Origin of the sequence: Paenibacillus sp. 203 (assembly GCF_037027525.1) — a bacterium.
Taxonomy (GTDB): domain Bacteria; phylum Bacillota; class Bacilli; order Paenibacillales; family Paenibacillaceae; genus Paenibacillus; species Paenibacillus polymyxa_B.
Genome location: NZ_JAXCHD010000002.1, coordinates 171328 through 184407, shown reverse-complemented (window position 1 = coordinate 184407; position 13080 = coordinate 171328). Strand labels below are relative to the sequence as shown.

The 13080-nt window shown below is 45.1% G+C and carries 17 protein-coding genes; 14 read left to right on the top strand and 3 right to left on the bottom strand.

Features of this window, described 5'->3' with window-relative positions; all coding sequences use genetic code 11:
- Positions 1–94: 94 nt before the first annotated feature.
- The 5 genes from WA407_RS03985 (at position 95) to WA407_RS03965 (ending at position 4577) form a co-directional block, all read left to right on the top strand.
- A complete protein-coding gene (locus WA407_RS03985) occupies positions 95–682 on the top strand; it encodes a general stress protein (RefSeq protein WP_061830310.1) in 588 nt (195 codons plus the stop codon).
- Positions 683–952: 270 nt separating this feature from the next.
- Entirely contained in the window at positions 953–2125 is a 1173-nt protein-coding gene (locus WA407_RS03980; RefSeq protein ID WP_235308167.1) for an acyltransferase, read from the top strand.
- Positions 2126–2288: 163 nt separating this feature from the next.
- Entirely contained in the window at positions 2289–2927 is a 639-nt protein-coding gene (locus WA407_RS03975; protein ID WP_235308168.1) for a CatB-related O-acetyltransferase, read from the top strand.
- 263 nt (positions 2928–3190) lie between these two features.
- Positions 3191–3553, top strand: coding sequence for a helix-turn-helix transcriptional regulator (locus tag WA407_RS03970; RefSeq protein WP_013310011.1), 363 nt, complete (start codon positions 3191–3193; stop codon positions 3551–3553).
- A 19-nt stretch (positions 3554–3572) separates the two neighbouring features.
- Positions 3573–4577: a Gfo/Idh/MocA family protein gene (locus WA407_RS03965; protein WP_235308169.1), complete on the top strand. Its 1005-nt coding sequence runs from the start codon at positions 3573–3575 to the stop codon at positions 4575–4577.
- Positions 4578–4670: 93 nt separating this feature from the next.
- Here the strand turns inward: WA407_RS03965 and WA407_RS03960 are convergent, their stop codons facing one another.
- Entirely contained in the window at positions 4671–5240 is a 570-nt protein-coding gene (locus tag WA407_RS03960) for a TraR/DksA C4-type zinc finger protein (protein WP_336076842.1), read from the bottom strand.
- Between the two features lie 144 nt (positions 5241–5384).
- On the opposite strand from WA407_RS03960, the gene WA407_RS03955 reads away from it, so the two are divergent.
- The 7 genes from WA407_RS03955 (at position 5385) to WA407_RS03925 (ending at position 9460) form a co-directional block, all read left to right on the top strand.
- A complete protein-coding gene (locus WA407_RS03955; protein ID WP_023988297.1) occupies positions 5385–5762 on the top strand; it encodes a DivIVA domain-containing protein in 378 nt (125 codons plus the stop codon).
- A gap of 97 nt (positions 5763–5859) precedes the next feature.
- On the top strand, positions 5860–6294 hold the full coding sequence (locus WA407_RS03950) for an Rrf2 family transcriptional regulator (RefSeq protein ID WP_013310015.1): 435 nt from the start codon (positions 5860–5862) through the stop codon (positions 6292–6294).
- Positions 6295–6318: 24 nt separating this feature from the next.
- Complete coding sequence (locus WA407_RS03945; RefSeq protein WP_235308171.1) at positions 6319–6819, top strand: metallophosphoesterase family protein; 501 nt, start codon at positions 6319–6321, stop codon at positions 6817–6819.
- 35 nt (positions 6820–6854) lie between these two features.
- Positions 6855–7181, top strand: coding sequence for a (2Fe-2S) ferredoxin domain-containing protein (locus WA407_RS03940; protein WP_061830316.1), 327 nt, complete (start codon positions 6855–6857; stop codon positions 7179–7181).
- Positions 7182–7311: 130 nt separating this feature from the next.
- Positions 7312–7590 carry a hypothetical protein gene (locus WA407_RS03935; RefSeq protein WP_254329693.1) on the top strand — a complete coding sequence of 93 codons (279 nt, stop codon included), beginning with the start codon at positions 7312–7314 and terminating at the stop codon, positions 7588–7590.
- Positions 7591–7699: 109 nt separating this feature from the next.
- Positions 7700–8302, top strand: coding sequence for a nitroreductase family protein (locus tag WA407_RS03930; protein ID WP_025722870.1), 603 nt, complete (start codon positions 7700–7702; stop codon positions 8300–8302).
- A gap of 234 nt (positions 8303–8536) precedes the next feature.
- Complete coding sequence (locus WA407_RS03925) at positions 8537–9460, top strand: NAD(P)/FAD-dependent oxidoreductase (protein ID WP_336076840.1); 924 nt, start codon at positions 8537–8539, stop codon at positions 9458–9460.
- 10 nt (positions 9461–9470) lie between these two features.
- Here WA407_RS03925 and WA407_RS03920 read toward each other — a convergent pair whose 3' ends face one another.
- Together WA407_RS03920 and WA407_RS03915 are read right to left on the bottom strand one after the other, a co-directional pair.
- Positions 9471–9800, bottom strand: a complete 330-nt coding sequence (locus WA407_RS03920; RefSeq protein WP_336076839.1) for a hypothetical protein — start codon at positions 9798–9800, stop codon at positions 9471–9473.
- 141 nt (positions 9801–9941) lie between these two features.
- Positions 9942–10262 carry a winged helix-turn-helix transcriptional regulator gene (locus WA407_RS03915; protein WP_007430161.1) on the bottom strand — a complete coding sequence of 107 codons (321 nt, stop codon included), beginning with the start codon at positions 10260–10262 and terminating at the stop codon, positions 9942–9944.
- A gap of 290 nt (positions 10263–10552) precedes the next feature.
- Here WA407_RS03915 and zwf point away from each other — a divergent pair, with 290 nt between their 5' ends.
- Positions 10553–12055 carry a glucose-6-phosphate dehydrogenase gene (gene zwf, locus WA407_RS03910; protein WP_336076837.1) on the top strand — a complete coding sequence of 501 codons (1503 nt, stop codon included), beginning with the start codon at positions 10553–10555 and terminating at the stop codon, positions 12053–12055.
- A gap of 54 nt (positions 12056–12109) precedes the next feature.
- Entirely contained in the window at positions 12110–13003 is an 894-nt protein-coding gene (gnd, locus tag WA407_RS03905) for a phosphogluconate dehydrogenase (NAD(+)-dependent, decarboxylating) (RefSeq protein ID WP_254329695.1), read from the top strand.
- Positions 13004–13080: the final 77 nt, after the last annotated feature.

The following is a 13080-nucleotide window of genomic DNA, read 5'->3' as shown; positions in this document are numbered from 1 at the left end:
ACTTTTTGAATTTTTGTAAAACGTTTAAACGTCATTATAGTGGGGTAATGAAAAACGAACCACTCAACACTAAAATATTTGGGAGGTAACTATCATGGCTAATAACTTAAACGATTATAACGAAAAGAAAATTGTCGGTGTTTTTGATACAGAACAGGAAGCGTCTCGTGCGATTGGACAATTGCAGAGCAAAGGAATTCCAAGCAGTGAGATTTCTGTGATCACACGTGACCGTGACGATCTAAGGGCGATTAGCGAAGAGACAGGCACGAAGGCACCGGAGGGTGTAGCGACAGGTGCGGCTACAGGTGGAGTTGTAGGCGGTGTCGCTGGCTTGCTGGCAGGCATCGGGGCCTTGGCTATTCCGGGTATCGGACCTATCCTTGCCGCTGGACCTATCGCGGCTACTCTTACCGGAGCAGCTGTCGGAGCGGGAGCAGGTGGCTTGGTCGGTGGACTGGTCGGGCTGGGCATTCCAGAGGATGATGCACGTCAATACGAGACATACGTCGATCAGGGCAAGATTTTAGTGCTGGTGGATTCCGCTGACCATCACAGGGATGTTTATGATATTTTCCGCACCAACCGTTCGCTGAATGCGGATCGTTACAGAACGTATGATGATACGGTGGCGGACACGCCGCGTACAGATGTGTACACAGATACTAGAAGGAACCTGTAAACACCTTACGGCTAGTTAAGAAAGTGATGTACAGTAGGCTTTCCTATTTCCTTTGCATATAGGTTGTTTTTACAGCAGCAGTCTCCCTGAGAGGGAGGACTGCTGCTTTTACATATTTTTACTCATTGATAAACCTGAGATAAACGATGCTTTGCATGCCGTTGGCACGTTTAACCTTCTATATATTTTTACAGAATTGTCGTTATAATAGATTGAGGATTTTGCAAAAATCCTGGATTTATAAATTGCTAGATGTAACAGGAGAGTGACATGAGTCAAAAAGAGAGAATTTCCGAAGTCGCTTTGCTGAGAGGGCTGGCTTTTGCGGCCGTTGTTCTTCAGCATTCCGTCGCACACTATGCGGTTGCGCAGGGGGCGCGCATCCAGGACGGGGTATTGATGACACTTTTACTGCTATGTTCCAAATTTGCAGTTCCTGTGTTTGTATTTATCACTGGAATGGTGTTATTTTACAATTATGATGGAGCCTTAAAGTACGGAACGTTTTTACGTAAAAGATTCATGGACATCATCGTTCCTTATATCATATGGTCTCTTTTATACGAATTGGGAAATCAGCTTGCCCAAAGTGGTGGATATATTCACCCGCTGGATTTTTTCCAGAAGTTGTTGAACGGGAAAAGCAGCTATCATTTATGGTACATCGTTATGATTATTCAATGTTATGTGTTATTTCCGGTGTTTCGTTATGCCGTTCGCCGTTTGTCTGCGCTACTGCCGTCAAAATGGCGACCCGCTGCATTGGCTGGATTCGGCGTACTATATATTTTGCTCATGTTCGCCGTTGGACCCGTATACCAAGTGATGGATAAGCTCCAGCTTCCGGTCATTACCTCTTGGTTCACCCAGTACGCTGACCGGAATGTGATCTACTTTTTCTTTTATTTTGTGCTAGGAGCGGCAGCCGGGATGAACGTCAAGCGTTGGAATGCTTGGGTAACCAAAGCACAGATGATATACTGGCCGTTGTTTATCGTGATTACAGGCTACTTACTGTATGAGATGATCGGTCAGTTCCAGACGCCGCGAGGTACAGTTCTTTCCTTTAACTATTTGTCTCTGCTGCGTCCAGTCATGGCTGTATATTGCGTTGCGTCTATTTTTGTAGCTTATCGGGTAGCGACGTGGATTGCTCATAAGGGGGGACGTGTGGCGAGTATGCTGACGGCCATCGGAACGTTGTCCTATGGAGCGTATCTCATGCATGCCTTTATGCTACGTGTGACCTATTATTTTGACGAGAGGTTGTTTGCAGACTGGAGTCACGTTCTTCGTACGCTGGCTTCATTCGTTCTATGTATGATCTTTTCCGTTGCTGGAACATGGCTGCTGGCACGTTTGCCTCTGGGTAAATGGATCGTGGGGCTTCGGGTTCGTCCTCGCCCGACTGGAGGTCCGCCAGCCTTACAAAAGCAAGCCTGATTTGATAACCCAATCACATATGTTCACAAGAGTATCCCAAAGCCAAGAAATAAGGCCAAGGGATACTTTTCTATCTACATTTGTTTAATAGTATACATGCTGATAGACTGGATGTTCCTTTACCAGTAAAGTGAAGGCACATCCATATGGGGAGGGTCGCTAAATGAGTGGTCCAGATACAAGAAGCGTTTTTCCGATGAAAAATATTAGAAGTCTGTGTTTTTTGAACAATGTAGTGGTTAATCCATATATCGAAATCGGGGATTATACCTATTATGACGATGATGATAACCCTTTGGATTTTGAGAAAAATGTCCTTTACCATTTTGATTTTATAGGGGACAAATTAAAGATTGGTAAGTTTTGCGCGATTGCAGCCAAAGCTAAATTTATTATGAATGGCGCTAATCATAATACAAATGCGTTTACCACTTTTCCTTTTGGAGCGTTTGGCGGAGATTGGGAAGTTGGTGTACCCAATTTAAGTGGGGGCTACAAAGGGGACACTGTGGTTGGAAATGATGTCTGGATTGGCTACAATGCTAGCATTATGCCCGGAGTTCAAATTGGTGATGGCGCGATCATTGCGTCAAATGCCGTGGTGACTAAAGATGTTCTGCCATATTCCATTGTAGGAGGAAACCCCGCGAAGTTAATTCGTTATCGGTTTGATGAGGAAACTATAGCTATGCTCCAAACCCTGAAATGGTGGGACTGGGACATCCAAAAAATAACAGAATATATTCCTATTTTGACAAGTAACGATACGGAGGCCTTAAAACAATTAATCCAGTCTTCGTAATGTGTAACTTTATTTTTTTTGCTTAGTTACATTATTTCAACATATGAAAAATTCATAATAGAAAGAACAATAAAATCATTTCTCAGCGCTTCGCACACTACTCTATATCGCCACATTCTATATCTCTCACCATCTTAAAACAGGTCACAAGGGATGGAGAGTTCTCATAAACTCTTATCTCATCAAAGGAAATAGTGTATGGACGCAGAGTGGTTTATAATGGAAGATAAGGTGCACGAATAAGGTGTGGAGGAGGCTGTGAAATGGCGTTTATGATATCCCAGCGGGCTTTTATCAAAATTTATCTGATCACAATGGTGGAGAGGCATCGCGGTTATGGATATCAGATGCTCGAATCGATGAAGGATGAGTTTAGTGGCTTTGGATATGTTCCGCCTCAGAGCGAGGTTTACCGGGCGCTGCATGAGCTGGTACAGGAAGGCGTTTTTTACCGTACCAAGCGATTGAAAGGAACAGACCCGCGCGTGGATTTTCAGGAGATTGTACTCTATCACTTTACAGATGATGGGGAGGAGAAAGCACGATTGTACAAGAAGCAGGTCAAAGCTGATTTGGACCGTTGCTTAGGTATGCTGCATAAAGCGGAACAAGACAACTATTCCTAACCACGAAAGGATGAGAATGATGGGTAGAAAGCTGAAATGGGGAATTTTAGGCACTGCGGAGATCGCACAAATCGCTGTAATTCCTGCGATTCAGCAATCTGAACGCGGAGAAGTGCTTGGGATTGCTAGTCGTAATGCGGATAAAGCCGCTGAGGCCGCCCGGGAGTTCGATATTCCAAAAAGTTATGGAAGCTATGATGAACTGTTGGCTGATCCCGAAATCGGAGCGGTGTACATTCCGTTGCCAAACCATCTGCATGAAGAGTGGACCATTCGGGCAGCGGAGGCTGGGAAGCACGTTTTGTGTGAAAAACCATCTTCTCTTAGCTCGGCTGGGACAAGCCGCATGATTGAAGCATGTCAACGTGCAGGAGTGATCTTTGCAGAGGCTTTTATGTATCGCTATCATCCCAAACATCGAAGAATTAAGGAAATTATCAATAGTGGGGAAATTGGTGACATTCGCGGCCTCCATTGCACGTTTACGTTTAACAATACCGATCAGGCAGATAATGTGCGCTTTAATAAAAACATGGGCGGCGGCTCGCTATATGATGTGGGCGTCTATCCGATATCAGCCGCTCGTATGTATTTGGACCGGGAGCCGGAGGCAGTGACGGTACATGCCTTATTTTCCCCGGAGCATGACAACGTCGATATGATGGCTTCCGGCTTGCTGGAATTCCCGGGTGGAGTCAACCTTACTTTCGATTGTGGCATGTGGGCAGCCAACCGTTCCAACATGGAAATTCTCGGTAGCAAGGGTACGATTGCGATGCCCAAAATGTTCGGTTGGGAAAGAACGTCTGTGGTACCGCAAATTTTCGTCCACGTCGGTTCGGTTACGCGTGAGGAACGTCTGAAAGGTTTTAATTCCTTTGAACTGCAAGCGGATGCTTTTGCTAAAGCGGTGCTTGACGGTGTCCCGTTGCCGTATGAGCCAGAAGATGCGGTGAGCAATATGAAGGTGATCGACGCTTGTATTGAGTCAGCTCGCAGTCGGAAACGGATAGAAATTGGATAAACGGGATCACCGTATTCCCGTAAGGCATAAAAAAGCAGCTTGTCCAAAGGACAAGCTGCTTTTTTAGATGAACGAATACATAAGCGTATAGCATTACATATTTTCATCATAATCGGTGACATCACGCTTGGCGGCAGTTGCAGGCGAGTTCGATGTACCGTATTTTTCTACGGCATCCCATGCGCCCGCATCGTCAAATCGTCCTGCATTTCGTTGGCGAATCTCACCTGCACCCTTGGGTGGCGGAGTCATGACCTGTTCCTCTACCGGGCGGTCATTCGATAATTCTCGAGTTGGCGTGTGCTCGACGGTATAGGCTGTATATGGAATGGCTTGCAACCGTTCAAAAGGAATTTCTTCACCGCTCTCCACACATATCCCGTACGTTCCATCCTTCATCTGTTGAAGGGCTGCATTGACCTGCTCCAGCTCGTCTTGCAGCGAATCATTAATCGCCAGATCACGGGACCGTTCAAAGGTTTCTGTCCCTATATCAGCGGGATGGTTGTCATAGGACGAGAGCTCACCTGTAGAATCTGTCAGTGTTTCTCCCAATGGAGCGTTTTCCTGACCGTTTTGTTCAAAATGCTTTTCTAAATCCTTTTTCTGCTCCAACAACATATGTTTCAGCTCTGCAAGCTGCGAATCGTTCAAGTGGTTCATGATCATCTCTCCCCTTCGTGGTCTGGATAAGTGACACGTATGCTCTTTTATACCCGTTCATAGGGCTGGGCAATCAGCAGAGACTTTTATTCCCAGCCTAGAATGTGATATAAAAAGAATAGTGTGTTAAGGAGGGAATAACCGATGGATGAACATATGAAGCGTCGTCTGGATAAGCAAAAGCAGTTGTTTAAGCAACTGGGCATTCAGCTGGACGCGCTCTCCATTCATGAGAAACAGTTTAAGAATAAAATGCGCGGCTATGATCCGGACGAGGTGGATGCCTTTCTAGATGAAGTGATCAAGGATTACGAACGCTTTTATGCGAATATAGCCGACCTGATGGACAAGTGGCAGGAGCAGCAGGCAACCATACGTGATTTGAAAAATGCACCTAAGCCTGCCGCCGACCTTAATGGACTTGACCGTCGTCAACTGGAGGATATCGTTAAGCAGTTGGAATATAGTGTACGCCAATTAAAAGTGCGAGTACGTCCTGAAAATGACTATTTTCCGGAGTAAGGTGCAGTAAGCACTGTGTTGCTGCCTCTATTGTGGTATGATGGAAACATGCATTTTACCAAACATTTAATGAGGCACACACATAAAGGTGGTTAACATGAGTACCCATTTTTCCGTTAGTATCCATTGTCTGCTTCTTCTGGCTGAAGGGGCACCGGAGCGAATGACATCGTCACTTATTGCTTCCAGCATCAATACAAACCCGGTAGTTGTGAGAAGGATTATGAGCCGACTCAAGCAAGCGGGTTTGGTGGATTCGTCGCCTGGAGCACGCGGCTTTCGTCTAAGCATGTCCAGTTCAAACATCAATCTGAAAATGATCTATGAGGCGACCAAGGATGAAGGTCCGTTGTTCGCCATCCATACCGATAGCAATCATAATTGTGAGGTAGGCAGGAACATAGACGCATTGTTGGATGGTTTATATACCGTGGCAGAGCAGAAAATACAGGCATTTTTCGAGACCGTTACGCTGCGAGATCTGGAGCAGGCACTTCAGCAGCGCGTAGGGCAACAAAGTTCATCTGTGTAAAGACGCTGGTAAGGAGAAATTGATATGAAAATCATCGTACTTTCAGACACTCATATGCCTTATAGAAGCAAAACACTGCCTAGTCGGCTTGTACAGGAGTTAAAAGGCAGTGACCTCATTCTCCATGCCGGAGACTGGACGGATTGGTTCGTATATGAACGTCTAGCTGAATTTGCGCCTGTGCAAGGCATTGCCGGAAACAATGATGGAATGGACATCGTGGAGCGTTTAGGCTATCAACGAATCGTTGAAGCCCAAGGCAAGCGGATCGGTATGGTTCACGGTCACGGCTGGCGAGGAACGACAGAAAATATCGCATTGAATACGTTTAAGGGAGAAAAGCTGGATTGCCTGATTTATGGACATTCGCATATTCCGGTGGTCAAAACGATTGACGGTCAGCTTGTCCTTAATCCGGGGTCTCCGACGGACAAACGCGGCGAAGACGAATATTCATTCATCGTGCTGACGATTGAAGCTGATCAGATGGAAGCACAGCTTGTTCTTTATCCAGATAAACATTGATTTAAAACCAACAACTGTTGATTAAAGGGGAAGCTATGGCTATTTTTGAGTTAGAACCAATGAAGCATCATGTGTTGATCTGCAATGGAGGCACATGTATGCGACATGAGGGTGAAGAAGTTACACAGGCAATTCGGGATGAAATTCGTAAACAAAATGCAGAAGCATATATTCACACGACCAGAACTCGCTGTAATGGGCGTTGTCATGATGCTGCGGTTGTGATCGTATATCCTCAAGGGGACTGGTATGGTCAAATGACCCCCGACTCGGGGACTCAACTGGTGCAGAAGCTCGTAACGGGAGAGAAGCTGGAACCTCATCTTTTTCATGAGTGTACAGGTCAATCCAGCTCGGAATAATCCAATCAACCATCTATAACTACATGAGTAGAGAAAATCTTTGCAGAGATTTTCTCTTTTTTGCGTTTAATCCCCGATGTGAAAGGTAAAAGTATATTGTGGACACCAATCCGATAGGGAGGGAAGTAAAATGGCCCCATTTGAAGATAACCTGCACGATCAGAATCAGCAGAAAGGACAGACGGGGAAAGGAACAACGGAGTCTCAACATCAGAAACAGTCGATCAATCGAGATCATGCAGAGCAGTATCCGACAGAGCAGGAAAGCTTGTTCGACCGTTTTGAGATCGAGCAGACGGTAGACGCCATTCCTGTAGAGGATTTGAAGATGGAAAGACAGGAGGAGAGAGACAAGGATGCAACCAAGCACACCTCTTCCAGTGAGAAAAAATATAATGGTGGCGTATAATCATCAACTAACTGGTAATATTTAAAAAGAAATCTCTTGACTTTAAGATATATGTAATGTATATTAAGTTACGAAAAGTAATTAATTTTTCTCAGGAGGTAACAAAAAAATGGCTAAAGACTTCTTCACAGCTCTGAAAGACAGACGCTCCTATTATGGTATTAGCAAAGAACAGGTTATTTCTGACCAACGGATTCAAGAGATTGTAGAGGAAGCTGTTAAGTACACACCTACCTCTTTCAACTCCCAAACTTCACGTGCTGTAGTGTTGCTCGGAGAGCATCATGATAAACTATGGAATATTACAGAAGATATTTTGCGTGAGGTTGTAGGCAATGAGGAGCAATTCAAGTCTACTGCCGAGAAAATGAACGGTTTCCGCAGCGGATACGGAACAGTCTTGTTCTTTGAAGACAATAACGTGGTAGCTGGTCTGCAACAACAATTTGAAGCCTATGCGGACAATTTCCCAATCTGGTCCAACCAATCTAATGGTATGCTGCAATTGGTAGTATGGACGGCTCTGGAGCAAGAAGGACTGGGGGCATCCCTTCAGCATTACAACCCATTGATTGATGAAAAAGTGAAAAACGAATGGAACATTCCTGAGCATTGGAAACTGATTGCTGAAATGCCATTTGGTAAACCGACATTCCAACCAGGTGAAAAAGAATTCCAGCCTGTTGAAGAACGCGTAAAAACATTTAAATAATTTTCACGATAGATTGACGTTTCAGGTTCGGCCTGGTAAAGCACTGTGGGTATCCACAGTGCTTTTTGTCATTCCATTTTTAAGGAATGTAAGCTATTGATATGTACGGACACAGGGGTTAATTCATCCGTTAGTGGGTGATATTATGTTTAAAATTGGATGAGAAGTTTACATTGGTGTTATTGCGGTTTTATGCAGATGTCTAGGATAACGCGATTCAAAGGAGGAAAAGTGATGAACTATGATTGCATTATTGTTGGTGGGGGAATTGCCGGATTGCAAGGAGCGATTCAATTGGGGAGATACAGCAGTCATCGAGTTCTAGTAATAGATTCGGGCTATGGTCGATCTACGCTGTGCCACCAGTATCATAATATTTTGGGCTTTCCTGACGGAATTTCTGGTGAAGAGTTGCGACGGCTTGGACGTAGTGAAGCCACGAAACTAGGTACTGAGTTTATTGAAGGGAAGGCGGTAAAAGCTGTCAAAAGGGATGAGCTTTTTGACATTCAAGTGGAGGAAGGCTCCGTGTATTCGTCTAAGACGCTGTTGTTAGCTACAGGGCTAACGGACCGTTTTCCAAAGCTGGATGGATTACAAGCCTGCTTGGGCAACAGTGTATATGTGTGCCCGGATTGTGACGGTTATGAGGTTCAGGATCGCAGCACGGTCGTCATGGGAGCAGGCAAAGCAGGAGCTTCCATGGCACTGATTTTATCAGCGCGCACCGATCAACTTGTTTATGTCAATCATGAGCGTTCAGAGGTGCCGGACGAGCTGATTGTGAAGCTGCGGGAAAAAGGAATTGGCTATAAGGAAGCAGCCATTTCTGAGATTATAACCGGAGAACCGGGCTGTTTTGAAGGAGTGCGGCTGGCTGATGGACAAGTGGTTCGAGCAGAGCGAGGCTTTTTAGCTTTTGGCAGCAATCATGTTCATTCAGAGCTGGCAGAGCAACTGGGTGTACATCTGCTGCACAATAAGCATATTGAAACTCATCCGCGCAGCAAAATGACAAATGTGGAAAATGTATGGGTAGCCGGGGACTTAGGAGCTCATGCCGAGCAAGCAACTGTGGCGATGGGAGAAGGGGCTATGTCAGCGATTTGGATACACAAGGTATTAACTGGTATGAAAACAAAAGTACCGCAGCACTGAGAACTGCGGTTTAGAACGATGGGCGTGTACTCGTTGGGAGTTGAAGTTCAAAGCGTTTAAATTGATCGCTAATGCTATACTTACGTAAAATTTCCGCTTGTTTGTTACCGATGAGATCAAAATGCGGATACGGCTGACGCTGATGAATATATTGGGGGTCTAATCCGTTTTGGTTGCACCATAAGCGCAGCTTGTCCAAATCAGAACATCCTACCTTGGTAACGGTTGTAATGCCTGGAAAGCGATCATCCAGCCAGTAATGTGTCAGAAAAGCAATTTCACCACCACTGACCTTTCTTTTCCAGGCCATAAGCTCCTGGCGGGTAATGCCAAATGCCATCGTTCTCATCCTTCCTTGGCCCATTCTGAAATTATGAGCTGCTGACGGTTGTCCCATTATTTTCGTACTATAGTTTGTATTATGATCCACGTGGGGTAACACAATAACAGGAGACCATGTGTGGCGACCTCCTGTTAGCAGTTAAAGCCATCTCTCGGCCCAGCTCTCCACACCATTCAATGCATCACCTAGCTCTTTACCCTTGCGTGTCAGCGAATACTCAGTACGCACAGGCCGCTCTGTGATGACATTGCGAAGGATCAGGCCGGAAAGCTCTAGTTCCTTGATGCGTTCGTTCAGCATGCGTTTGCTAAGATCAGGTATGGAGACGTGAATTTCACTAAATCGTTTGGGATGTTCCATCAAAGTATGAATGATGAGAGCGGTCCATTTTTTGCTGATGATCTGAAAGGACTGTTCCACCTTACCGCACAAAAGCTTAGGCTGCCTGTCGTCGCTCATCTGAATCCCCTCAATTTCATTGTTGTTTTAAACAGTATACTAAAAGTAACTCTGTATACCAATAGTAACTATAACGCTTTGTATCAACTGTGACATATTTAACAGTTTTTTCTCTTTCCTTTCGTCAATCATACCACAGAAAACGTTATCATTACAGGATATATCGAATGTTCACGATTTCGCTAAAATTTGATTGACTTGCCCCTTATTTTGGGTGTATTATGGGTTACGTTAATTCCTCAGGTAACTTTTAATAACCTCATCTTTATAATGGGAAGAAGGAATAATTCATGGATTCAATGACATTTGTCTTATTTGGAGCGACAGGGGATTTGGCGAAACGCAAAATTTACCCTGCCTTGTATAATTTGTTTGTAGAAGGTAAAATTCCGGCTTCCTTTTCTGTAATTGGGATGGGGCGTCGTGAAGTGGCGGACGAGCAATTTCAAAGTAATGTAGAGCAATCCATTAAGGATTTTTCCAGACACGTGAATGAAGACCGTGCACAGATGGATCAGTTCTTAAGTGCTTTCCGTTACAGCGCATTGAATGTCAACCACCCGGAAGATTATAAAAAGCTGCTACAGCTTGCTGAGCAACGTGAAAATGACTTGGGAATTCCGGGGAACCGCATGTTTTACTTATCGGTGGCACCGGAATTTTTTGATGTGATTGCCCACAATATTCGGGAAAGTGGTTTAGCTGAAACAAAGGGTTGGAAACGGCTCATTATCGAAAAGCCATTTGGGCACGATCTGGAATCCGCACGTGAGCTGAATGATCGCCTGAGCAGAACCTTTGCTGAGGATGAGATTTATCGTATTGACCATTACTTAGGTAAACCCATGGTACAAAACTTGGAAGCCTTAAAATTTGCTAATCCATTGCTTCAAGGGATATGGAACAATCAATACATCGCCAATGTGCAAATTACCGCTTCCGAGACTGTAGGGGTGGAGGAGCGAGCGGGATACTACGATCATTCCGGCGCTATTCGTGATATGGTACAAAATCACATGCTGCAGGTGTTGATGATGACGGCGATGAACAAGCCGGGACATATCACGGCTGACCAGGTACGTGACGAAAAAAGCAAGGTGATGGACGCGCTTCGTGCGCTTGATCCTTCCGATATTGCTTCCAACGTAGTTAGAGGCCAATATACCAACGGTGAGATCAACGGAAAAGCAGTTCCTTCCTATAAAGAAGAGCCGGATATCGGACCTGATTCGCAAAATGATACTTTCATTTCAGCTCGCCTATGGATTGACAACGAACAATGGTCGGGTGTGCCGTTCTATATTCGTACCGGCAAACGTATGAAAGAAAAATCTACTCGTATCGTTGTGGAATTCAAAAAGGACAGCACAGATCCTTATGCCGCTCAAGGGCAACCGACTGACCCGAACTTGCTGATCATCCATGTTAACCCGGATGAAAAGGTAACGCTGCGTCTAAATAGCAGAGACCCGCTAAACGCTGGTCAACTGGAAACGGTTCTGATGAATTATCATTCCGAGGCCAAGGATGTACCAGAAGCCTATGAGCGCCTCATCTTTGATGCGCTGCGCGGCGATTCCACCTTTTTTGCTCATTGGAACGAAGTTGAGCTTTCATGGGTGTGGGTTCAACCTGTACTGGAAGCTTTTGCTCGTGGTGAGGTTCCACTGCATACGTATGCAGCAGGCTCTTACGGTCCAGAAGCTTCAGATCAATTGTTGGAAGAACAAGGTTTTACATGGTGGCTGGACGAAAAGTCCGAAAGCACTGAAAAAGCAGTCGTTCGTTCTTAACACCAATAAGAAAGTATATACAAAATATGTTTGCTACGGCAGGAGGCCTTTACTATGCAAGTAGGATTAATTGGTTTGGGAAAAATGGGCTTGAATCTCGGAAAAAATTTGATCGATCATAAGCATGAACTTGTCGCTTACGACGTCAATGCGGCCGCAATTCAAGAAATGAAGGATTATGGAGCTAAAGGTGCTTCTACATTGGAAGAGCTTGTACAGGCAACTCAATCCCCTAGAGTATTATGGATTATGGTTCCTCACCAAATTGTTGATTCTGTGCTGGATCAGCTTCAACCGATGTTGTCCAAAGGGGACATCATTATTGAAGGTGGTAATTCTCATTACAAAGAGTCTATTGCTCGTCATGCCCGTCTTCAAGAACATGGTATCAGCTTCATGGATGCTGGAACTTCAGGCGGGATGGAAGGCGCACGTAATGGCGCTTGTTACATGATCGGTGGCGATCCGGAAGCTTGGGCGGTTGTTGAGCCTATTTTCCGTGACACAGCAGTGGAAAATGGATATCTGTATGCAGGTAAATCCGGAAGCGGACATTTTCTGAAAATGGTTCATAACGGTGTGGAATACGGCATGATGGCTTCCATCGGTGAAGGATTTGAAGTGCTAGAAAAAAGCAGCTTTGACTTTGATTATGAACAAGTAGCGCGCGTGTGGAACAACGGTTCTGTTATTCGCTCTTGGCTGATGGGCTTGACTGAACGTGCATTTTCCAAAGATGCAAACCTGGACGAAATTCGTGGGGTTATGCACTCTTCTGGTGAAGGAAAATGGACGGTTGAGGAAGCATTGGACATTCAGGCCGCAACTCCGGTCATTGCCTTGTCCCTGCTGATGCGCTATCGTTCTCTTGATGCGGACACGTTCAACGGGAAAGTGGTTGCTGCGTTGCGCAATGAATTTGGCGGTCACGCGGTAGAAAAGAAGTAATAACAATATAAGTTAGTATCTATCCCCGTAGCTTCACAACTGCGGGGATATTGCTATATGTTTTGTCGTTTATTGGA